Here is a 20,349-nt window from a genome sequence, read left to right on the forward strand (position 1 = left end):
CGCCGCCGCAGCCTGGTCCTGGCAGGGCCAGGCTGCGGCGGCGGCGGTCACCAGCCGTTGGCGACGGCCACCACGCCGCCGTCCACCACGAGGTCCTGGCCGGTGATGTAGGAGGCGCGCGGGGAGAGCAGGAAGGCCACCGTCTCGGCGACGTCCGCCGCCTCGCCCAGCCGCCCGAGCGGCACCGCGGCGCGTACGGCGTCCTGCTGGGCCGGTTCGGTGATCACCTCGTGGAACATCTCGGTGACGATGTAGCCGGGGCTGACCGAGTTGATCCGGATGCCGCGCCCGGCGAGCCCGCTGCCGAGGGTGCGGGCGAGGTTGTGCACGGCCGCCTTGGTCGCCGCGTACACGGGGGCGTTGGGCAGGCCGCGGTGCAGCGTCCAGGAGGCGTTGAGGACGATCGACGCGCCGCCGGTGGACTTCTCCAGCAGGGGCAGGGCGTGCTGGACGGTGAAGAAGACGCCCTTGAAGTTGACGTCCACGGTGCGGTCGAAGCTCTCCTCGGTCACCTCGTCCGGGGTCTCGAAGACGCCGACGCCGGCGTTGGCGAACACGCCGTCGAGGCGGCCGTGGCGCTCCTCCACCCGGGCGGCCAGCCGGGCCAGATCGGCGGGCCTGGCGGAGTCGGCGCGGACGGCCGACAGCCTTGCGCCGCCGCCGAGTTCGGCCTCGGCGCGGCGCAGCCGGGCGTCGTCGCGGCCGGTGATCACGACGCTCGCGCCACGGTCGAGCAGCAGCCGCGCGGTGGCGAGGCCCATGCCGCTGGTCCCGCCGGTGATCAGCACTGTCCGGCCGTCGAAGTCGCGGGTCGCGTCGTGGCCGTTCCCGGTCGCGCCGCTCCCGTTCGCGCCGCGCTCCTTCGCGCCGCTTTCCTTCGCGTTCGCGTTGCTCTCGTTCACGTTGCTCTCGTTCGCGTTGGTCATGCCTCCACCCTCGCGGCGCCCGGCGGGCCGGACCAGGCCCGCCCGATCCCGGGTCCGGCAGGACCACCCTTGCGAGTTGATACCCCCTGGGGGTATGTTTCCCACGCCTCGAAGATATACCCCCTCCCGGTATAGGAGAACGTGGTCATGTCCGACACCACCGCCGCGTCCGCGGCACCGGCCGCGCCGCCCGCGGCACCCTCGCCCCGCCGCTGGACGGCGCTCGGGCTCATCGCCCTCGCCCAGTTCATGGTGATCATGGACACCTCGATCATCGGGGTCGCCCTGCCCGAGATGCAGTCCGCGCTGGGCTTCAGCCAGGAGGGCCTGTCCTGGGTCTTCAACGCCTACGTCGTGGCCTTCGGCGGGCTCCTGCTGCTCGGCGGCCGGCTCTCCGACCTGTTCGGCGCCAAGCGCCTGTTCGCCACCGGCTGGGCCGTCCTCGCCGCCGGCTCGCTGCTCGCGGGCCTCGCCGGCGACCCCGCGCTGGAACTCACCGGCCGCGCCGTCCAGGGCGCCGGCTCCGCGCTGATCGCCCCGGCCGCGCTCACCCTGCTGATCAGCCTGTTCGGCGCCCGCCCGCAGGAGCTCGGCAAGGCGCTCGCCCTCTACGGCGCGGCGGCCCCGGCCGGCGGCACCGCCGGCGTGTTCCTCGGCGGTGTCATCACCCAGTACCTCAGCTGGGAGTGGGTCTTCTACGTCAACATCCCGGTCGCCCTCGGCGTCCTGCTCGCCACCCCCGGCGTGATGCCCGCCGCCCCCGCCCGCCGCGGCTCGGTGGACTGGCTCGGCGCACTCACCGCCACCGCCGGCCTGGCCGTCTCCGTCTACGCCATCGTCCGTGCCCCGCAGACCGGTTGGGGCTCGGCGGGCACCTGGCTGGTCCTGGCGGGCGGCGTGCTGCTGATCCTCGCCTTCGTCGCCCTCCAGGCCAAGCGGCGCGAGCCGCTGATGCGCCCCGGCATCTGGCGCAGCCCCAACCTGGCCGGCGCCAACCTCGCCCAGCTGCTGATGGCCGCCGCCTGGATCCCGATGTGGTTCTTCCTCAACCTCTACCTCCAGCAGGTGCTCGGCCTCAAGGCCTTCGCCTCCGGCGCCGCGCTGCTTCCGATGACCGCCGCCATCATGCTGATGATGATCGTGCTGGCGCCCCGGCTGATCGCCCGCTTCGGCCCCAAGCCACTGATCGTCACCGGTCTGCTGGCCCTCGCCGGCGGCATGGTCTGGCTCTCCTTCGCCCGCCCCGACGGCAACTTCGCCGTGGACGTACTGCCCGCCTCACTGCTCGCCGCCGCCGGCATGTCGCTCGCCTTCATCCCCTCGCTCGGCACCGCGCTCACCGTGCCGAACCCGGCCGAGGGCGGCCTGGCCTCCGGCATCGTCAACACCAGCTACCAGATCGGCTCCGCGCTCGGCCTGGCCGCGATGACCGCCGTGGCCGCCGCCAACGGCTCCCGCGAACTCGGCGACCCGGCCGCGCTGACCGACGGCTTCTCCGCCGCCTTCCTGGGCGCCGCCGCCCTCGCCCTGCTCGGTGCGCTCGCCTCCGCGCTCACCATCCGTACCGCGAAGAGCAGTTGACCCGCCCGCGCGAACGCCCTCTCCCCCGCCATTCCCCGTCCCCGCCCCCGCCCCCGCCCCCGCCCCCGCCTATCCGGTGGGGGCGGGGGCCTTGTCCGCAACCGCTCCGGGGAACCGCTCCGGAGATCTCCGGGGGAACTCCGGGAACGATCGGTCCGCAGGATGATCCGGCCCGCCCGGGCCGGGGCGGAGGCTGGGTCCGGGGGACGGGCGTCATGGACCTCGGAGGAACGAATGACGCACAGTGGCAGGACGGTTCGGCGTACGGTGGGGGCGGTCGCGGTGGCCGGCGCCCTGACCGCGGCGGCGGCGGCACCGGTGGCCGCCGCGCCCGGCGGGCCCGCGCACGCGGCGACCCGCACGGCGATGCAACAGGCGCTCCAGTCCTCGGAACTGCCGGGGATGATCGCCACCGCCGTCGACACCGAAGGAAGTTGGTCGGCTGCCGTCGGAACGGCGGACACCACGACTGGACGGCCGAGGTCGACGCGGGAGCGGTTCCGGATCGGCAGCGTGACCAAGCCCTTCATCGCGACCGTGGTACTCCAGCTCCAGGCCGAGGGACGGCTCGACCTCGACGACACCGTGGAGCGGTGGCTGCCCGGCCTGGTGAGCGGCAACGGGAACGACGGATCGGCCGTCACCGTCCGCCAGTTGCTCAACCACACCAGCGGCGTCTTCGACTACGGCGACGATCCCGGCATGGGCGCGGTCCTGTTCACCCCGGCGTTCCTCGCCCGGCGCTACGACACCTACAGCCTGGAGCAGTTGGTGCGGATCGCGCTCGCCCATCCCCCGGTCTTCGCGCCGGGGACCTCGTACCGGTACTCCAACACCAACTACCTGCTGGCCGGGATGGTCATCGAACGGGTGACCGGCCGCCCGTACGGCGAGGAGGTGGAGCGGCGGATCGTCCGACCGCTGGGGCTGACCGGGACGAGCGCGCCCGGCACCGCGACCACCCTGCCCCGGCCGCACGCACGCGGCTACTCGACGCTGTTCGGCGGCTCGGCGACGCCCCTGGACGTCACCGAGCTCAACCCGTCGATGGCCGGATCGGCGGGCGCGATCGTCTCCACCACCACCGACCTGACCCGCTTCCTCTCCGCCCTGATGCGCGGACGGCTGCTCCCCCAGGCCGAGTTGGACGAGATGACCGCGCCCGGACCGCACGGCAGCGGCGGCCTCGGCCTGGGCTCCGGGACGCTCTCCTGCGGCGTCACCGTCTGGGGGCACGACGGCGGCATCCACGGGTCGTCGACGATGGCGCTGACCACCCGGGACGGACGGCACGCCCTGGCGCTCAACACCAACGCCGACTGGTTCCGCGACAAGATGCCCTTGGCCGAGGCCGAGTTCTGCGGCCGGCAGGTCGAGCAGCGCCCACAGGGCTGACCCGTCCCACCGGACCGGCCCGGCCGGGAGTCTCAGGACTCCCGGCGGGCCCCTTCCGCCGGGACCGCCCGGTAGACGTCCGGCTCGGCGTAGCCGGCCTTCGCGAAGGCGTCCACCACCGCGTCGGCCACCGCCTGCGCCTTCGCCGTCTCCGTCAGCGCGATCACCGAGCCGCCGAAGCCGCCCCCGGTCATCCGCGCGCCGAGCGCCCCGGCGGCGACGGCGGTGTCGGCCGCGAGGTCGGTCTCCGGGCAGGAGGTCCGGTAGTCGTCACGCAGCGAGGCGTGGCCGGCGGTGAGGATGGGGCCCAGCGCGGCGGGCCCGTGGTGCTCCAGCTCGTCGAGCGCCCGCACGACCCGGTCGTTCTCGGTCACCACGTGGCGCACCAACGGGACCAGGTCCGCGGGAAGTCGGGCGAAGGCGGCGGGCAGGTCCGCGGGCGCGAGGTCGCGCAGGGCGGACAGCCCGAGCAGGGCGGCGGCCCGCTCGCAGCCGGCCCGCAGCGCGGCGTAGGCGCCGTCGGCGAGGTCGTGCTGCACCCGGGTGTCGAGCACCAGCAGGGTGAGCCCGGCACCCGCCAGGTCGAGCGGTACGTACCGGGCGGAGAGGTCGCGCGTGTCCAGGTACAGAGCGGCCCCGGCGCGACAGACCATCGAGGCCATCTGGTCCATGATCCCGCAGGGCACGCCGACGAACTCGTTCTCGGCGCGCTGCGCGATCAGCGCCAACTCACCTGCTTCCAGCTTGAGTTCGTAGAGATCGTTGTAGGCGGCGGCGACGGCGCACTCCAGTGCGGCGGAGGAGGAGAGGCCCGCGCCGCCGGGCACGTCGCTGTCGAGCAGCACATCGGCGCCGCCCACCCCGTGCCCGGCCCGGCGCAGCGTCCAGACGACGGCGGCGGGGTACGCCGCCCAGCCGGCCACGCCGCCCGGGGCGAGCCCGGTGACGTCCAGTTCGACGGCCGCGCCGGGCACCCGGGTGGAGGCCAGCCGCAGCACCCCGTCGTCACGGCGGCGGACGTAGGCGCGCACGGCCTGCGGGATGGCGATCGGCAGCACGAACCCGTCGTTGTAGTCGGTGTGTTCGCCGATCAGGTTGACCCGGCCGGGGGCCGCCCAGACGCCCTCGGGGGCGTGGCCGTAGAGCTCTTCGAAGGTGCTGGCGGGAGCAGTGCCGGTGGTGGTCATCCCTGCGGTCCTCCGTCGGTGGGCGTGGCGGTGTCTGCGGCCGTGGGCGCAGCGGCGGGGGCGGGCGCCGCCTCGCGCAGGCGCCGGGCGGCGTCCTCGGGGGCGACGTCGTTCATGAACGCCTCCATCCCGGACTCCGTGCCGGCCAGGTACTTGAGTTTGTCGGCCGTCCGCCGGACGGTGAACAGCTCCAGGTGGAGGGCGAATTCGGCCTCCTGGCCGGCCGGCGCCTGGTGCCAGGCGGCGATGTAGGGCGCGCGCACGCGGCGCCCGCCGTCGGCCGGGTCGGTGAAGAGGTTGTCGAACCGGCGCAGCAGGTCGAGGTAGACCCGGGCGAACTCGGCGCGCTCGGCCTCGTGGAGGCGGGTGAGGTCGGGGACGCGACGGTTCGGGTGGAGGTGCACCTCGTAGGGCCAGCGGGCGGCGAAGGGCACGAAGGCGGTCCAGTGCTCGCCGGTGAGGACGACGCGCGAGGAGGTCCGCTCGGCGGCGAGCAGGTCCTCGAAGAGGTTGCGGCCGGTGGCGGCGCGGTGCCGGGCGGCCTGGTCGAGCATCCGGGCGGTCCGCGGGGTGGTGAAGGGCAGCGCGTAGATCTGGCCGTGCGGGTGGGCGAGGGTCACGCCGATCTCGGTGCCGCGGTTCTCGAAGCAGTACACCTGCTGAACGCCGGGCCGGGCGGAGAGCGCGGCGGTGCGGTCGGTCCAGGCGTCGAGCACCAGGCGGGCGCGGTCCTCGTCCAGGTCGGCGAAGGAGGCGTCGTGGTCGGCGGTGAAGCAGACCACCTCGCACCGGCCGACGCCGGGTCGGCGGCTGAGCAGTTGCCCGTCGGCGGAGGGCACCACGGGGTGGGTGCCGGGCTCCCCCGCGAGGGACGGGAAGCGGTTCTCGAAGACGGCCACCTGGTAGTCGGCCGCCGGGATCTCGCTGAGCCGGCCGTCGCGGCTGGGGCAGAGCGGGCACTCGTCGGCCGGCGGGTGGTAGGTGCGCGCCTGCCGGTGGGCGGCGACGGTCACCCAGGCGCCGGTCAGCGGGTCGAGCCTCACCTCGGAGGAGGGCTCGGCGGCGTCCAGCGGGCGTCGGTCGGCGACCGTCCGGTCCGCGGGCGGCGCGCCCCGGTCGTAGTAGATCAGCTCTCGGCCGTCGGCGAGTTCGGTGACGGTCCTGGTCGTCGTCGTACCGGCCGGCCCGGCCGCATCGGTCACCGTCGCGGGCATGACGTGCTCCCTCTCATGGGGCTTCCCTTCAACCACATGACCAAACAATATCGAACATGAACCAACATGCGAGCCATCGGCCAGGCCATCAGCCGGAAGCCGGGTGCCAGGGAGCGTCGGGCCGGGTCGGCATCGGGTCCGCCGCGAGCCGCAGCGCGTAGACGTCGCGCCCTCCGGGGTCGGACACCGGGCCGAGGTACTCGTGCCCGGTGAGGTGGCACCAGGCCGGCAGGTCGAGCGGCGCCGCCGGATCGGTGCTGACGATGTGCACCGTCGTCCCGGCGGGGTGGCCTGCGATGCGCTTGCGCAGGTGCAGCAGCAGGGTGACGCAGAGCATGCCGGTGCCGTCCACGACGACCGGGCCGGCTCCGGGCGCGGGGGCGGCGGGCGTCCGGGCGGCGGTCACGCGGCACCCGCCTCGACCGGGAGGGCCGCCAGGCGCCATTCGAGCATCCCGTCGGCGAGCCGCTTCGCGCTCCGGCCGCGCGCCGCCAGCAGCCGGACGGCGTCGTGGGCGAGCACGCAGTTGGCGCCGCGGCAGTACGCGACGACCTCCGCCCCGGCGGGCAGCTCCGCGAGCCGCGCCTCCAGTTGGTCGAGCGGGACGGAGAGCGCGCCGGGGATGTGCCCGGCCGCGTACTCCTCGGCCGGCCGCACGTCGACGACGGTGGCGGTCCCCGCCCTCACCCGCGCCAGCAGCTCCTCACGGGTGAGGTGGTCGGTGTCCTGCGGCCCGAGATAGGCGGCGCGGGCCTGCCCGGTCGCCGCCAGGTGGGCCAGCGCGACCTGCTGGAGCTGCGCGTACAGGGCGGCGACGTCGTCCCCGGCGAGGCGGTAGTGGATGCGCACGCCGTCGCGCCGGGTGGCCACCAGCCCGGCCTGCCTGAGGGTCTGCAGGTGGGCGGAGGCGGTGGTCAGCCCGAGCCCGGCGGCCTTGGCGAGGGCGTCGACGCTGCGCTCGCCCTGGGCGAGCAGGTCCAGCAGTTCCAGGCGCTTGCCGTTGGACAGCGCCTTGCCGGTGGTGGCCAGCGCATCGAACAGCGCAGCCTTGCGTGTGGGATCTCCCATGACATCCTCCATAAATCCATGGAATATTGTAGAAGTGTCCGGGTGAGCCTGTCACCCCGCCATTCCCGCGGATCCCGCCCATTCTGGAGGACGGTCGTGAACGACATGACCTTCGCCGACGATCAGCTGACGCCCCTGGTGGACACCGGCCCGGGCAACAGCCCCTACCTGCTCGACCTCGGCAACGGCCGCGCCCTCGCCGTCCTGGCCGGCGGCCCGCAGGACCGGGCGCGGGCCACCGGCCACTGTCTGGAGGACGGCACGTGACCGCCACCACGTCCGGCACCGCCGCCACCGCCCACCGCTCCGGCGTCCGGCTCGGGCTCCGCGCCAACCTCGCCCAGTTCACCCTGCTGGTCGCCGTCAACGCCCTGGTCGGCGGCATGCTCGGCCAGGAACGCACCGTCCTGCCGCTGCTCGCCGACCGCACCTTCCACCTCTCCGCCTACACGGCCGCGCTGACCTACATCGTGGCGTTCGGCGCGACCAAGGCCGTCACCAACTTCTTCGCCGGCGCCCTCTCCGACCGCTACGGCCGCAAGCCGGTCCTGGTGGCCGGCTGGCTGCTCGCCGTCCCGGTGCCGCTGCTGCTGATCTGGGCGCCGACCTGGGGCTGGGTGGTGTTCGCGAACGTCCTGCTCGGCGTCAACCAGGGGCTGACCTGGTCGACCACCGTCATCATGAAGATCGACCTGGTCGGCCCCGCCCGCCGGGGCCTGGCCATGGGCTTCAACGAGGCCGCCGGCTACCTCGCCGTCGCCGCCACCGCGATGGGCACCGGCGCCATCGCCGCGCACTGGGGGCTGCGCCCTCAGCCGTTCCTGCTCGGCATCGCGTACGCCGCACTCGGCCTGGGCCTGTCCGTGCTCGCCGTACGCGAGACCCGGGAACACGCCCGCGCCGAGGCCGCCCTCCACCCGGCCGTCCCCGCGAATCCCGACCACCACGGCGAGCTGACCACGGGGCAGGTCGCCCGCACCACCAGCCTCACCGACCGGGCGCTGTCCTCGGCGAGCTGGGCGGGCATGGTCAACAACCTCAACGACGCCCTCGCCTGGGGGATCTTCCCGCTGCTGTTCGCGGCCCACGGCCTGTCGGTCGCCCGGATCGGGCTGCTCGCGGCCCTGTATCCGGCGGTCTGGGGGCTGGGCCAGATCCTGACCGGGTGGTGGTCGGACCGGATCGGCCGCAAGCACCTGATCACGGCGGGCATGCTCCTGCAGGCCGTCGCCATCGGCCTGGTCGCTGCCGGCACCACGTTCCCGGTGTGGGCGCTCGCCCAGGTCCTGCTCGGCGCCGGCACCGCACTGGTCTACCCGACCCTGCTGGCCGTGATCGGCGACGTCGCCCACCCGGCCTGGCGCGCCCGGGCCGTCGGGGTCTACCGGTTGTGGAGGGACGGCGGCTTCGCCGTCGGCGCCCTTCTCGCGGGAGCCCTCGCGGATGCCTACGGCGTGACCACCGCGATCTGGGCGGTCGCGGGGCTGACGGCCGTCGCGAGTGCGGTCGTGGCCGTCCGGATGTACGAGACCCACCCGCGCCCGGCAGGGCTGCACACCCCGGCGAATGGGCCGGAGGTGCCAGTGGACCAACGGCGTGATTCCGTCGGCTCAGATGAGGCTCTGGCTCAGATTCTATGATCCGTGACTACAAGTCACCGATCAGATCTCGAAAAGGACTTCCTCTTGTGGCGGGATCGGAGGGTCAAGGATGTCGCGGAGGCGGGCGATGTCCTGGCGCCACTTCGACCAGTTCGCAGCTTCGGCCCACAACTCGGCGAGCTCGGACCGGTTGGAGACCGCTTGGTCCAGGGCGTCGACGGCGAGCATTCGAAGGTCTGCGGGCAACTCAGGTAGCGGCGCTGACGGGCCATAGTTCGAACATGCCGGACGGCCGTCAGGATGTTGGGCGACGACCAGGGCCGCCGCGGCCACTGCACGCTCGCCGTCGTAGGTACCCAGGAAGTCCGCAGGCCCGGCGGCACGCTTGAGCACGCCCCGGATCATGGCTTCGCGTTCTTCCAGTGCGGCCTCGTCCAGGTCGTCGGCGAAGTCGGCGGCGGTGTCGTTGTCGAAGGGGCCGATGTCCCAGGTGCCCATGTCTCTCCTCACGTGGCCGTCCGGGGATCTTCGCACTGGCCGCCGACAGTGAGGCCAGGAGGCAAGCAGTACCCGCTTGCGCAGGAGCTTGGATTCTGGCTCGACTTTCAAACTGAGCCAGAACCCACTTCACCCCGGTAAAGAACAAACGGCGCCTTCGAGCGCTCAGGTGAGTGGCCGCCGGGCACTGCGGCAGTGAGACGCGTAGGCAGGAGCCCGCCGGGCGGCAGCCGGGCGGTGGGGTGGGTAGGACCAGGGTGGCGCGGCCGGGGTGGGATGGCCGTGGTCGCGCGGTCGAAGAACGGCACGGCCGCAGCGCGGTGAACGGCACGGCACGGGCCCTGTGCGTCAACGGGCCGCAGGGCGGTGCTGGTGGCGCGGTCGGGTGCCGAGGCTGTGGAGGCGGGCGGGTGGCGGGGTCGGCGTGGGGGTGTGCCAGGCGCGTGTGGCCAGGGCGGCTGCGGTCAGGGCGAGGGTGCCGAGGGCGGCGGTGGCGGTGGGGAGGCCGGCGGTGGCGCCGAGCCGGCCGGCCAGCGGGTAGGCGAGCAGCCAGCAGCCGTGCGAGAGCGAGAACTGGGCCGCGAAGGCGGCGGGCAGGTCGGCGGGCGGCACGGCGGAGCGCAGCAGGCGTCCGCCCGGGGTGAGGATCAGCGAGCCGGCCGCGCCCAGCCCGGTCCACAGGGCGAGCAGCGCGGGCCAGCGCCATCCGCCGCCGCCCGCGGTCCGTCCCGCCGCAGTGACCACCACCAGCACGGCGAGCAGTCCCGCGACCGCGAAGGCCGCGGGCAGCATCACCGCCCGGTCCGCGACCCGGTCCAGTACCCGGGGCAGCAGCAGCGCGACCGTCATCGACCCGGCCCCGTACGCGCCGAGGGCGAGCGGCACGTCGCCCGCGGAGCGGCCCATCTCGTCGCGGACGTAGACGACGGTGTTGACGATCACCGTCGCCCCGCCGGCGGCGACGGCAAGGTCCAGGGCGAGCAGCGCACGCAGCCGAGGCACGGAGAGGAAGAGCCGGATCCCGGCCAGCGAGCGCGCCGCGACCGGCCGCATCCCGACCGGCCGCGTCCCGGTCGGCCCGCCCTCCTTGAGCACCCCGCCGCCCGGCAGGACCACCGACACGACCAGCACCGCCGAGGCCAGGAAGCCGGTCACCGTGCCCCAGAACAGCCAGCGGTAGCCGACCAGCGCCAGCAGCCCGGCGGCCAGGGCCGGGCTGACCAGGCTCTCGGTGTCGTAGGCGAGCCGGGAGAGGGACAGCGCCCGGGTGTAGTCGCGCTCCTCGGGCAGCACCTCGGGGATCACCGACTGGAACGCCGGGGTGAAGGTCGCCGAGGCCGCCTGCAAGACGAAGATCAGCAGATAGACCTGCCACACCGATCCGACGAACGGCAGCCCGAGCGCCACCCCGGCGCGCGCCAGGTCGGCGGCGGCCAGCAGGCGCCGGCGCGGGATCCGGTGCGCCAGCGCGGCGACGACCGGGGCGATCCCCACGTACGCGACCATCTTGATCGCCAGCGCGGTGCCCAGCACCGAGCCGGCGTCGGGCCCGGCGAGGTCGTAGGCGAGCAGGCCCAGCGCCACGGTGGCCAGGCCGGTGCCGGCGAGAGCCACCACCTGGGCGGTGAACAGGTGCCGGTAGGTGCGGTTGCGGAGCACGGAGAGCATCGGGGACTCCGTTCGGACTCGGCGCGGGGCCGGGGCGTCCCGTGCGGGCCGCCACCCCTCCAGAATAGGCCAACATGTGCATACGTGTGCACGCATTGACTAAAAAGAAGCCGCCCCGCCCCGAACCGGGCGAGGCGGCGGCGCACCGCGCTCAGTCGTGCGGCGGCAGCCCGCTGATCTGGTGGTCGGCCACGTTCAGCGCCTCGTGGACCAGTCGCCGCAGGTGCCCGTGCCGCAGCGTGTACACCACCCGCCGACCGTCCTTGCGGGTCGACACCAGCCCGGCCAGTCGCAGCTTGCCGAGGTGCTGGCTCACCGACGGGCGGGCCGCTCCGGCGGCCTCGGTCAGCGTGGTCACGTCCGCCTCCCCCTCGCTCAGCCGCTGGAGCAGCGCGAGCCGGGTGCGGTCGGCGAGCAGGGCGAGGATGCCGGCGGCCACGTCCAGCCGTTCGTCCGCGCCGGACTGCTGCGAGGCATGTGCACCTGATACCTGGAGGCTCCCGCTCATGGCCTCATCGTAGAGGGCGCGCGACCACCGTTCACCCGCCCGGCATCGCGCGGTTCACGCCCCTGCCGGCAACCCTCCCCCACTGTTCACCGGCCCGTTCCCCCGTCTCGCCGCCCCCGCCGCCACCGTGAGCCCGCCGAAGCCCTCGCCGCCGCACGCGCCACCATGCCCACAGCCGTACGCAACCCGGGCCGCCCGGCGTCCTGTCAGGCGGGGCCGACGGCTTCGGCAGCGCCGTCTGCCTGGCCGGACGCGGCAGGCTCCCCGCCTCGATCACCGACCACCAGGCGCTGCTGCCCAAGCCGTTCCGCCGACTCGCCGACTCACCCGCTCGCCGACTACGTCCGGCTGATCGGCCCCGCGCTGGACTGCTTCCCGGCGTACCTGGCGGGCGAGGGCGAGCAGTTCCACGTGCCCGGGGCAGGAGAACGCGATCTGCGGGGTGCAGTACCCGGTCGAGGTCGACGGCAGCACCGTCCGGACGACCCGGCCGATCGAGGAGGTCGTGCTCGTCGAGAAGTGACGCCCGGGATCCCGCGGGCACTGCGCCGCCCGCTCGCCCGTCGGGCGCAGCAGCGGGCGGGCGCAGCAGCGGGCGAGCGGCGCGGCCGGGTCAGGGCAGCACGTCGTAGGTGTAGACGGCGGTCGAGTCGAGGACGGACTCGGGCGTGGCGGCGGAGCCGAGCGGGGAGACGATCGGGTCCTTGAGCCGGTGGCCCTCCAGCACCGCCGGGGCGGACTGGTCGGGCAGGTAGTGCCGTCCGTTGCGCCGCATCCAGCCCTCCCAGAGCCGGTCGACGTTGCAGTGGTGCAGGTAGAACGCCGGGTCGTTGGGCGAGGAGGCCAGGCCCATGTCGCGGCCGATGTACACGTGCACCAGGTTGTGCAGGCCGAAGGGGTTGAACCCCTCCAGGCGGTTGCGGAAGCCCTCCGAGTCGACGTCCCACGGTGCGAAGTCGTAGACGGCGAGGTTGGGGTTGCCGGTCACCGGGTCGGTGTCGTACGCGGCCGCGACCTCCTCGGCGCTCGGCACGTTGGGCGCGTCGCGGCCGAGGGCCCGGCGCAGGCCGCGCGGAGGGTGGCGGTTGATCAGCGTGAGCGAGGAGTTGACGTCGATCCGGACCCGGAAGGCGTCGGGGTCGTTCGGGTTGGCCGGGTCCACGCCGAACGGGCCGTCCTTGACCGGCACGCCGCTGCCGCCCATGCAGGTCGGCTGCCAGAAGTCGCTGTCCGACGGCAGGTCGAGCACCGAGTCCGCCGTCCAGTCCCAGTAGGGCAGGCCGAAGGACGGGTCACCCAGCACGCGTTGGAGGTTGGCCTCCAGCAGGCCGAGCATGACCCGGTGCCAGGGCAGGAAGATCGGGCCGCGGTGGGCCGCGTTGCGGATGTTGGCGTCGCCGCCGGGCGGGACGGCGGTGCGCATCGCCAGCACGTGCCAGATCACGAAGAGGTCGTAGGTGCGGACGGGTTCGGCCGGGCCGGCGATGCCGAAGTCGGCGGTGGTGAAGGTGCTGTGCTCGCGTTTGAGCAGGTTGACGCCGGAGGTGTAGGCGTCGCGGACGGCGTTGTCGGTGAGGATGTTCCTGCGGACGACGGCGGCCATCTCAGCCACCTCCGTGCTCGTGGTCGTGGTCGCCGTGACCGCCCCCGCCGTGGCCGCCGTCGCCGTGCCCGCCCTGATCGGTGAACTCGTCGGGGTAGTTGTCGATCACCGCCTTGACGGCGTCCAGCGCCGAGAGGAACCGGTACGCGGGCAGCGCGTGGCAGTGCACATTGCCGTCCGGGTCCACGCCGAGGTGCGCGCCGATCGGGTGGCCGTCCACGGTGATCTCGTAACTCGTGGTGACGACGATCCGGTGACCGTCGTACATCGTCGTGCGGACCGTCCGCGCGGGCCCCGCGTGATGGGCGGCCGGCGGGCGCGGCAGGCTGCTGAGGTACCCGCCGAGCCTCGTCGGGGTGGCGGCAGCGGCCAGGCCTTCTGGGTCCATGGCTATCTCCCGGGCTACGGGCGGCCCCGGGCGTGCCCCGGGGCACGGACCTCCCGTCTCCCACCGTCCCGCAGAACCGGTCGGCGCGCGCGGCGAGGCCGTGTCCCGGGGCCTCAGCCGGCCCCGCCCTCCCGCAGGTCCGCGATCCGCCGGATCTTGCCGACCGAACGCTCCAGGCTGTACGGGTCCACCACCTCGGCCTCCACGCTCACGCCCACCCCGTCCTTGACGCCCCGCACGATCGCTGCGGCGGCCGCGTCGCGCTGCTCGGGGGCGGCGTCCGGGCGCGCCTCGACCCGCACCGTCATGTGGTCCAGCCGCCCCCGGCGGGTCAGCCGGAGCTGGAAGTGCGGCGCGACGGCCGGCACCCGCAGCAGGACCTCCTCGATCTGGGTCGGGAAGACGTTGACGCCGCGCAGGATGATCATGTCGTCGCTACGCCCCGTCACCCTGGCCATCCGGCGGAAGGCGGGGCGGGCGGTGCCCGGCAGCAGGCGGGTGAGGTCGCGGGTGCGGTAGCGGATCACCGGCAGCGCCTCCTTGGTGAGCGAGGTGAACACGAGTTCGCCGCTCTCGCCGTCCGCCAGCACCTCGTCGGTCAGCGGGTCCACCACCTCGGGGTAGAAGTGGTCCTCCCAGATGTGCAGGCCGTCCTTGGTCTCCACGCACTCCTGGGCGACGCCGGGCCCCATCACCTCGGAGAGGCCGTATATGTCGACCGCGTGCAGGTCCATCCGCCGCTCGATCTCGGCGCGCATCCCCTCCGTCCACGGCTCGGCGCCGAAGATGCCGACCCGCAGCGAGGTGCTGCGCGGGTCGACGCCCTGCCGCTCGAACTCGTCGAGCAGGGTGAGCAGGTAGGACGGGGTGACCATGATGATCTCGGGGCGGAGGTCCTGGATCAGCCGGACCTGGCGGGCCGTCATGCCTCCGGACGCCGGGACGACCGTGCAGCCGGCGCGTTCGGCGCCCGCGTGCGCGCCCAGTCCGCCGGTGAACAGGCCGTAGCCGTAGGCGATGTGCACCGTGTGGCCGGGGCGGCCGCCGGCCGCCCGGATCGAGCGGGCCACCACGTCGGCCCACACGTCGAGGTCGCGCTCGGTGTAGCCGACCACGGTGGGGCGGCCGGTGGTGCCGCTGGAGGCGTGGATCCGGCGGACCTCCTCCCTCGGGACGGCGAACATGCCGAACGGGTAGGTGTCGCGCAGGTCGGCCTTGGTGGTGAAGGGGAAGCGGGCGAGGTCGGCGAGGGTGCGGCAGTCCTCGGGGGTGACGCCGGCCGCGTCGAACTTGCGGCGGTACGGCTCGACGTTCTCGTAGGCGTGGCGCAGCGTGGCCCGCAGGTGCTTGAGCTGGTGCGCGCGCAACTCCTCGCGGGTCATCCGCTCGCCGGCGTCCAGCAGCCCTTCCGGCGGCGCCTCGCCCAGGCGTGTCGGGGCCCCTCCGCCGCTCCCGGTCGTTCCACCGCTCATCGCGCATCCCTCCAGGCGTACCGACCCCGCCGATTCCGCCGATTCCGCCGGCGCGGCCCGCACAGCCCGCACGGCCCGCACTGCCGACCGATCATTCGGTTGCCTCTCGACGGGGCCAAGTAATCCAGTACCCGAACCACCTGTCAAGGCTCGACGCGCGCCAACCCTTGTCCTTCGTCAGGTCCGATCTCTGCCGAACGGCAGATGGCAGCGTCCCGCCGATCGGGGAGGCTCATCGACGTCACCAACCGTCCATGACGTCACCAACCGTCCACGCACCGGCCGGAAGAGCAGAGCCCATGAGCCGACCCGAGATCCACCCCGATCCCCGACCCACCGACCCGCCCGTCCTCGAACTGACCGACGTCAGCAAGGTCTACCGGGGCGGCAAGCGCGCCGTCGACGGCCTCTCGCTGCGGCTCGGCCCCGGGCTGCTCGGCCTGCTCGGGCCGAACGGCGCGGGCAAGTCCTCGCTGATGCGGATCGTCGCCACCGTCACCCGACCCACGGCCGGCCGGCTCACCTACCGGGGTGCCGACGCGCTCGCCCGACCCGAACCGCTCCGGCGCGAACTCGGATTCCTCCCACAGGACTTCGGCGTCCATCCGCAGCTCACCGCGCGCGAGTTCCTCGCCTATCTGGCCGCCGCCAAGGGTCTGTCCGCCCGCTCGGCTCGGGCCCGGATCGACGAGTTGCTCGTGCTGGTGAACCTGACCGAGGCGGTGCGGCGGCCGCTCGGCGCGTACTCCGGCGGCATGCTGCGCCGGGTCGGCATCGCCCAGGCGCTGCTCGGCGATCCGCGCGTCATCGTCGTCGACGAGCCCACCGCCGGGCTCGACCCTGAGGAGCGGGTGCGCTTCCGCAACCTGCTCAGCGCGCTCGCCGAGGACCGGGTGGTTCTGCTGTCCACCCACATCGTCTCGGACGTCGAGTCGGTGGCCGGGGACATCGCGGTGGTCGCCGGCGGGCGGCTGCTGCGCCGGGGCAGCCCGGAGGAACTGCTGGGCGGCCAGGCCGGCCGGGTGTGGGAGGTCCTGGTCGACCCGGGGGCGGTGGCCGCCGTGCAGGCCCGGTACGTGGTGAGCCGGATGGTGCGCACGGGGGACGGGCGGGTTCGGCTGCGCCTGCTCGCGGACGGTCCGCCGTTCGCCGAGGCGGTGCCGGTCGCGCCCGACCTGGAGGACGCCTACCTGGGCCTGGTCCGGCCCGCCGCCACCGCCGCCGCCGGTGCTGCTGCCGGTGCCGCCGCTGCGGCGAACGTCCGTCCGGAGGTCCGGCGATGAGCGCGAACACCCTCACCACGGCCCGCCCGGCGGGCCCCGTCCCGGCCCGCGCCGGGGTGCTCGCCCGGCTCCGGCGGCTCGCCCTCGGCGACTTCCGGGACCGGGTCCGCCGCCCCGCCTACGCGGTGACGCTGCTGGCCGCCGTCGGCCTCGGCCTGCTCGCCGTGCCGCCCGGCGACGGGCACTGGGCGATCCTCGCGCTGGGCCGCTTCCGGGGCGAGTACAACAGCGCGTACGTCGGCACCGCGACCGCCCTGGCCGGAGCACTCTGGCTCACCCTCGGCGGGTTCTACGTCGTCCGCAAGGGGCTCGGGCGCGACGAGGAGACCGGCGTCGGCCAGATCCTGGCCGCGACGCCGCTGCGGACCGCGGAGTTGCTGCTCGCGAAGTTCCTCGGCAACCTGCTGGTCCTGGCGTCGATGCTCGGCGTGCTCGCGCTGACCGCGCCCGCCCTGCAACTGGTCCGGGGCGAGGACCGCGCCGTGGACCCGGTCGCCCTACTGACGCCCTTCCTGGTGCTGACGCTGCCGCTGCTCGCGGCGACGGCCGCACTGGCCGTCCTGTTCGAGACGGTGCCGCTGCTGCGCGGCGGGCTGGGCAACGTCCTCTGGGCCCTCTGCGCCCCGGTGCTGCTGGTCGCCGGTGAGAAGCCCGGCGCCCCGCTCGGCGGGCTGGGCCTCGGCCCGGTGGCCGCGTCCCTGCGCGACGCACTGGCCGCGCGCGGCGTCGACCTCGGCAGCGACGAGTTCAGCCTCGGCCTGACCAGGGTGGACACCCCGCTGGAGGCGTTCCGCTGGGACGGTGCGGGCCTGGACGGCGGCTTCCTCGCCCAGCGGCTGCTGCTGGTGCTGCTCGCGGTGGCCCTGGCCGCGCTGCCCGCGCTCTGGTTCACCCGCTTCGACCCGGCGCGCGGCGCGTCGTCCGAACGGCGGGCGCCGGCGGGCAGCGTCGAGGCGGCTCCGGCGCCGTCCGCTCACCCGGTCCTCCCGCTCACCCTGCCCGCTCCCGTCGCGGTGCGGCCCGGCCGCGGGCCCGGCTTCGGCCGGCTGCTGTTCGGGGAGGCGCGGATCCTGTTCGCCGACGCCTCGCGCTGGTGGTGGCTCGTGGCGGCCGGGCTGGTCGCGGCCGGCCTCGCCGTCCCGCCGGACGCCGGCGCGGGGGCGGTGCTGCCCGCCGCCTGGATCTGGCCGGTGCTGCTCTGGTCCCGCCTCGGCAGCCGCTCGGCCGAGTACGGGCTGGAGTCCCTGCTCGGCGCCTATCCGGCCGCCCGCGCCCGGCTGCTCGCGGAATGGACCGCCGGGGTGCTGCTCACCGCCCTGCTCGGCGCGGGCGTGCTGGTCCGGCTGGCCGCGGCCGGCGACACCGCCGGCCTGGCCGCCTGGTCGGCCGGCGCCCTGTTCATCCCCTCCCTGGCCCTCGCCCTCGGCATCCTCTCCCGCACCCACCGCCTCTTCCAGGCGCTCTACCTGCCGCTCTGGTACCTGGTGGTGAACCAGGTCGCCGCCGTGGACTTCATGGGCGCCGTCCACCGCGACGGCCACCTCGCCGGTCCCTCTCCGATCCTCATCACCGCCCTGGCCCTGGCCCTGCTCGCCACCGCACTCCTCACCGCCTCCGCCCGCCGCTCCCTGCGCGACTGACCCCGCTCACCAGTCGGCGGCGATCCGGTCGGCGACCGCGAAGCGGGCCTCGCAGGAGGGGCAGGTCCCATGACCGAAGACGTGGGTCAGCACATGGGCGACCTCGCGCTGCCCGTCGGCGAGCGCGAGGTCGTGGAGGCGGCGGCCGATGCCGTCCAGGGCGGCGGGGTCCGCCGGCCGCAGGGGCCGCGTCTCGACGGCGCCGTCGGAGAGCGCGTAGTCGTCGGCGGCCGAGAAGAACCCCCGCTCGCCGAGGGCGATGAACAGGTCGGCCTCGCAGTCCGGGCAGGCGACCTGGTACTCCTCGTTGGCGATCCCCCAGGCCAGCTCCTCACCCCAGCCGGGGACGCCTTCGAGGCCCAGCACGGCTCCCAGGAGGTGGACGTAGTCGGTGGCGTCCGCGCCGCCCCGAAGGTGCCGGTTCGCCGCCGCCAGCAGGTCCTCCGCCTCCGCCGCGAACACCGCCCGAACACCGCCCGCCCCGTCCCCCGGCCCGGCCCCGGCCCCGGCCCCGGCCCCGGCCAGAATCGCGCCGGCCAGCAGCACGGCCTGAACCTCCTGCTCCCGTTCCCCGCACCGGGCCCGTCCGGCCAGCCACGGCAGAGCCGCGAAGCTCGCCGGGTAGACGCTCCCCTGGTGGCACAGCGCCGCCCACAGGTCGCTCCAGAGTTCCGCAGTCGGCGCCGAGCCGATCCGGGCCAGCAGATCCGGAATGTCGTCGGCAGGACCGTAGGCATGGCTGAGTCGGGACCAGTCCGTCATGCCCGCATCCAACCAGCCCGGCGCACTCCCGCCTCCACGCGGGGCACCGCCCCCGGGCCGGGCCCCGGCGGCGGCGAACGCCACCCACCCACCCGCCGGCTGTCACCCCGGCCCTCCCGGCGCTCCCGGCCCGCGCACCGACCGGTGGACGGTCACCGCACAGGCTCCGGGAGCCGGGAGGGGTCAGCCGCGGCGCTTGGGGCGACCGCGGCGGGGCGGGGTGGAGCCGGTGCTGCGGGAGCGGGGGGTTCCGGTGGTACGCCGCGGGGCGGGGCGACCGGCGGTGGTGCGCTGCTGCTTGGCCGGGGCAGCCGAGGCGGCCGGGGCCGCGGCGGCCTGGCCACGGCCCCGGGAGCTGTTGACCGTCCGGCCGCGGACGATGCCGATGAACTCCTCCACCAGGTCCGTGGTCCGGTCCTCCAGCCAGGACAGCGCGACCCGGGACTGCGGGGCGTCCGCCATCGGCCGGTAGGTGAGGTCGCGCCGGTGGTGCAGGCGGGCCAGCGACTGCGGGACGAGCAGGACGCCGACCCCGGCCGCGACCAGCTCGATCGCGTCCGCCGTGGTCGCCGGCCGCTCGATGGCGGGGCGGCCGGGCAGCTGCTCCCATTCGAGCGTGTCGTCGAGCGGGTGGAAGACCACGTCGTCGGCGAGGTCCTCAAGGGTGACCTCCTCGGCCGCGGCCAGCCAGTGGTCCTTGGGGAACACCACCACCGTCGTCTCGGTGTACAGCGGGATGGCGCTCAGGCCGGTCCGGTCGACCGGCAGCCGCACCAGGCCCGCGTCCGCGTCGCCCGCCCGCAGCGTCGGCTCGCCGTCGGCGGCTTCCACCGCGACCAGGGCGAGCGGAACGTCCGGCAGCCGCTCCGACCAGACGCGCGCCCACTTGCCCGGGGTCACGCCCGGGACGTAGGCCAGCCGGAACGAGGGTGTCACCTGCATCTCTGTCACCCGACCAAGGCTACCGACCGTGACGGCGGGCGTCGGCCGCTCGCTTACCCTGGTGACCATGACATCGCTCAAGCAGAAGACCACGCAGACCATGAAGCCGGCGACGGCGGCGAAGAAGCTCGGGGTCTACCTCGGCGCCACCCCTGCCGACTTCCAGTCGGGCGTGATCTCCCGCGAGGAGCTCACCGCCCTGCAGACCGAGCCGCCGCAGTGGCTGCAGGACCTGCGCCGCAACGGCCCGCACCCGCGTTCCGTGGTGGCCTCGCGGCTCGGCGTCTCGGCGTCCGGCCTGGCGCGCGGCGGCATCACCGAGGCGCTCACCACCGAGGCGATCGAGGAGCTGCGGGAGGAGAACCCGGAGTGGCTCCAGCGTGAGCGCACGATCCAGGCCGAGGTCCGCAAGGAGACCGCCCGGGTCAAGGAGAAGCACGAGAAGGAGGAGAAGCGGCGCAAGCAGGACGCCGCTGCCGCGGAGCGCCAGCAGGCCCGCTGACCTGCGGCTTCACCTCTTTTTCGAATACGTACTCACCTCGGCCCCCCGGCGTCCTCGCCGGGGGGCCGTCGTCTGTCCGGAGCGGGGGCCACCCGGGTGGTGGCGCAGGGC

At 74.4% G+C, this 20,349-nt stretch carries 20 protein-coding genes; 7 read left to right on the forward strand and 13 right to left on the reverse strand.

What is annotated here, in order from left to right; genetic code table 11:
- Positions 1-47: 47 nt before the first annotated feature.
- Positions 48-926 carry an SDR family NAD(P)-dependent oxidoreductase gene (locus tag ACFU74_RS26770; RefSeq protein WP_380761149.1) on the reverse strand — a complete coding sequence of 293 codons (879 nt, stop codon included), beginning with the start codon at positions 924-926 and terminating at the stop codon, positions 48-50.
- Between the two features lie 147 nt (positions 927-1,073).
- Here ACFU74_RS26770 and ACFU74_RS26775 point away from each other — a divergent pair, with 147 nt between their 5' ends.
- Both ACFU74_RS26775 and ACFU74_RS26780 read left to right on the forward strand, forming a co-directional pair.
- Positions 1,074-2,507, forward strand: a complete 1,434-nt coding sequence (locus ACFU74_RS26775) for an MFS transporter (protein ID WP_380761151.1) — start codon at positions 1,074-1,076, stop codon at positions 2,505-2,507.
- A gap of 234 nt (positions 2,508-2,741) precedes the next feature.
- Positions 2,742-3,902 (forward strand): serine hydrolase domain-containing protein, encoded by a 1,161-nt coding sequence (locus ACFU74_RS26780; RefSeq protein WP_380761153.1) that lies wholly within the window; start codon positions 2,742-2,744, stop codon positions 3,900-3,902.
- A gap of 32 nt (positions 3,903-3,934) precedes the next feature.
- Here ACFU74_RS26780 and galK read toward each other — a convergent pair whose 3' ends face one another.
- The 4 genes from galK to ACFU74_RS26800 form a co-directional block, all read right to left on the reverse strand.
- On the reverse strand, positions 3,935-5,089 hold the full coding sequence (galK, locus tag ACFU74_RS26785; protein WP_380761155.1) for a galactokinase: 1,155 nt from the start codon (positions 5,087-5,089) through the stop codon (positions 3,935-3,937).
- The gene (gene galT / locus ACFU74_RS26790) at positions 5,086-6,303 is read right to left on the reverse strand and encodes a galactose-1-phosphate uridylyltransferase (protein ID WP_380761157.1); all 1,218 of its coding nucleotides are present in this window, start codon (positions 6,301-6,303) and stop codon (positions 5,086-5,088) included. The genes galK and galT overlap by 4 nt, the downstream gene beginning before the upstream one ends.
- Before the next feature lie 88 nt (positions 6,304-6,391).
- Positions 6,392-6,709, reverse strand: coding sequence for a sulfurtransferase TusA family protein (locus ACFU74_RS26795; protein ID WP_380761159.1), 318 nt, complete (start codon positions 6,707-6,709; stop codon positions 6,392-6,394).
- The gene (locus ACFU74_RS26800; protein WP_380761161.1) at positions 6,706-7,371 is read right to left on the reverse strand and encodes an ArsR/SmtB family transcription factor; all 666 of its coding nucleotides are present in this window, start codon (positions 7,369-7,371) and stop codon (positions 6,706-6,708) included. The genes ACFU74_RS26795 and ACFU74_RS26800 overlap by 4 nt, the downstream gene beginning before the upstream one ends.
- A gap of 96 nt (positions 7,372-7,467) precedes the next feature.
- Between ACFU74_RS26800 and ACFU74_RS26805 the strand changes: the two genes are divergently transcribed.
- Both ACFU74_RS26805 and ACFU74_RS26810 read left to right on the forward strand, forming a co-directional pair.
- Entirely contained in the window at positions 7,468-7,638 is a 171-nt protein-coding gene (locus ACFU74_RS26805; protein ID WP_380761163.1) for a hypothetical protein, read from the forward strand.
- Complete coding sequence (locus tag ACFU74_RS26810) at positions 7,635-9,011, forward strand: MFS transporter (RefSeq protein WP_380761165.1); 1,377 nt, start codon at positions 7,635-7,637, stop codon at positions 9,009-9,011. The genes ACFU74_RS26805 and ACFU74_RS26810 overlap by 4 nt, the downstream gene beginning before the upstream one ends.
- Positions 9,012-9,032: 21 nt before the next feature.
- Here the strand turns inward: ACFU74_RS26810 and ACFU74_RS26815 are convergent, their stop codons facing one another.
- The 6 genes from ACFU74_RS26815 to paaK all read right to left on the reverse strand — a co-directional run bounded on the left by ACFU74_RS26815 (position 9,033) and on the right by paaK (position 15,109).
- Positions 9,033-9,470 (reverse strand): DUF4259 domain-containing protein, encoded by a 438-nt coding sequence (locus ACFU74_RS26815; protein WP_380761167.1) that lies wholly within the window; start codon positions 9,468-9,470, stop codon positions 9,033-9,035.
- A 348-nt stretch (positions 9,471-9,818) separates the two neighbouring features.
- The gene (locus tag ACFU74_RS26820) at positions 9,819-11,138 is read right to left on the reverse strand and encodes an MFS transporter (protein ID WP_380761169.1); all 1,320 of its coding nucleotides are present in this window, start codon (positions 11,136-11,138) and stop codon (positions 9,819-9,821) included.
- Positions 11,139-11,289: 151 nt separating this feature from the next.
- Positions 11,290-11,646, reverse strand: a complete 357-nt coding sequence (locus ACFU74_RS26825; protein WP_380761171.1) for an ArsR/SmtB family transcription factor — start codon at positions 11,644-11,646, stop codon at positions 11,290-11,292.
- 613 nt (positions 11,647-12,259) lie between these two features.
- Complete coding sequence (locus ACFU74_RS26830; RefSeq protein ID WP_380761173.1) at positions 12,260-13,249, reverse strand: tyrosinase family protein; 990 nt, start codon at positions 13,247-13,249, stop codon at positions 12,260-12,262.
- A 1-nt stretch (position 13,250) separates the two neighbouring features.
- Positions 13,251-13,637 (reverse strand): hypothetical protein, encoded by a 387-nt coding sequence (locus tag ACFU74_RS26835; RefSeq protein ID WP_380761175.1) that lies wholly within the window; start codon positions 13,635-13,637, stop codon positions 13,251-13,253.
- Positions 13,638-13,750: 113 nt separating this feature from the next.
- Positions 13,751-15,109: a phenylacetate--CoA ligase PaaK gene (gene paaK, locus ACFU74_RS26840; protein WP_380761177.1), complete on the reverse strand. Its 1,359-nt coding sequence runs from the start codon at positions 15,107-15,109 to the stop codon at positions 13,751-13,753.
- A gap of 299 nt (positions 15,110-15,408) precedes the next feature.
- Here paaK and ACFU74_RS26845 point away from each other — a divergent pair, with 299 nt between their 5' ends.
- Positions 15,409-16,392, forward strand: coding sequence for an ATP-binding cassette domain-containing protein (locus ACFU74_RS26845; RefSeq protein WP_380761179.1), 984 nt, complete (start codon positions 15,409-15,411; stop codon positions 16,390-16,392).
- The gene (locus tag ACFU74_RS26850) at positions 16,389-18,032 is read left to right on the forward strand and encodes a hypothetical protein (protein ID WP_380761181.1); all 1,644 of its coding nucleotides are present in this window, start codon (positions 16,389-16,391) and stop codon (positions 18,030-18,032) included. Before ACFU74_RS26845 ends, ACFU74_RS26850 begins: the two co-directional genes overlap by 4 nt.
- A 6-nt stretch (positions 18,033-18,038) precedes the next feature.
- Here the strand turns inward: ACFU74_RS26850 and ACFU74_RS26855 are convergent, their stop codons facing one another.
- Together ACFU74_RS26855 and ACFU74_RS26860 are read right to left on the reverse strand one after the other, a co-directional pair.
- Entirely contained in the window at positions 18,039-18,794 is a 756-nt protein-coding gene (locus ACFU74_RS26855) for a hypothetical protein (RefSeq protein ID WP_380761183.1), read from the reverse strand.
- Positions 18,795-18,977: 183 nt separating this feature from the next.
- The gene (locus tag ACFU74_RS26860) at positions 18,978-19,736 is read right to left on the reverse strand and encodes a LysR family substrate-binding domain-containing protein (protein ID WP_380761187.1); all 759 of its coding nucleotides are present in this window, start codon (positions 19,734-19,736) and stop codon (positions 18,978-18,980) included.
- Positions 19,737-19,803: 67 nt separating this feature from the next.
- Between ACFU74_RS26860 and ACFU74_RS26865 the strand changes: the two genes are divergently transcribed.
- Positions 19,804-20,238 carry a DUF5997 family protein gene (locus ACFU74_RS26865; protein ID WP_380761185.1) on the forward strand — a complete coding sequence of 145 codons (435 nt, stop codon included), beginning with the start codon at positions 19,804-19,806 and terminating at the stop codon, positions 20,236-20,238.
- Positions 20,239-20,349 lie beyond the last annotated feature (111 nt).

This window comes from Kitasatospora sp. NPDC057500 (assembly GCF_042802195.1).
In the GTDB taxonomy this organism is placed as follows: Bacteria; Actinomycetota; Actinomycetes; order Streptomycetales; family Streptomycetaceae; genus Kitasatospora.

Bases quoted from the DNA above. Each gene is read 5' to 3' on its own strand.
- ACFU74_RS26845 (WP_380761179.1), top strand. From the start codon at position 15,409: ATGAGCCGACCCGAGATCCACCCCGATCCCCGACCCACCGACCCGCCC.
- ACFU74_RS26770 (WP_380761149.1), bottom strand. From the start codon at position 926: ATGACCAACGCGAACGAGAGCAACGTGAACGAGAGCAACGCGAACGCG.
- ACFU74_RS26860 (WP_380761187.1), bottom strand. From the start codon at position 19,736: ATGCAGGTGACACCCTCGTTCCGGCTGGCCTACGTCCCGGGCGTGACC.
- paaK (WP_380761177.1), bottom strand. From the start codon at position 15,109: ATGAGCGGTGGAACGACCGGGAGCGGCGGAGGGGCCCCGACACGCCTG.
- ACFU74_RS26835 (WP_380761175.1), bottom strand. From the start codon at position 13,637: ATGGACCCAGAAGGCCTGGCCGCTGCCGCCACCCCGACGAGGCTCGGC.
- galT (WP_380761157.1), bottom strand. From the start codon at position 6,303: ATGCCCGCGACGGTGACCGATGCGGCCGGGCCGGCCGGTACGACGACG.
- ACFU74_RS26775 (WP_380761151.1), top strand. From the start codon at position 1,074: ATGTCCGACACCACCGCCGCGTCCGCGGCACCGGCCGCGCCGCCCGCG.
- ACFU74_RS26815 (WP_380761167.1), bottom strand. From the start codon at position 9,470: ATGGGCACCTGGGACATCGGCCCCTTCGACAACGACACCGCCGCCGAC.
- ACFU74_RS26800 (WP_380761161.1), bottom strand. From the start codon at position 7,371: ATGGGAGATCCCACACGCAAGGCTGCGCTGTTCGATGCGCTGGCCACC.
- galK (WP_380761155.1), bottom strand. From the start codon at position 5,089: ATGACCACCACCGGCACTGCTCCCGCCAGCACCTTCGAAGAGCTCTAC.
- ACFU74_RS26865 (WP_380761185.1), top strand. From the start codon at position 19,804: ATGACATCGCTCAAGCAGAAGACCACGCAGACCATGAAGCCGGCGACG.
- ACFU74_RS26825 (WP_380761171.1), bottom strand. From the start codon at position 11,646: ATGAGCGGGAGCCTCCAGGTATCAGGTGCACATGCCTCGCAGCAGTCC.
- ACFU74_RS26850 (WP_380761181.1), top strand. From the start codon at position 16,389: ATGAGCGCGAACACCCTCACCACGGCCCGCCCGGCGGGCCCCGTCCCG.
- ACFU74_RS26855 (WP_380761183.1), bottom strand. From the start codon at position 18,794: ATGACGGACTGGTCCCGACTCAGCCATGCCTACGGTCCTGCCGACGAC.
- ACFU74_RS26820 (WP_380761169.1), bottom strand. From the start codon at position 11,138: ATGCTCTCCGTGCTCCGCAACCGCACCTACCGGCACCTGTTCACCGCC.
- ACFU74_RS26830 (WP_380761173.1), bottom strand. From the start codon at position 13,249: ATGGCCGCCGTCGTCCGCAGGAACATCCTCACCGACAACGCCGTCCGC.
- ACFU74_RS26780 (WP_380761153.1), top strand. From the start codon at position 2,742: ATGACGCACAGTGGCAGGACGGTTCGGCGTACGGTGGGGGCGGTCGCG.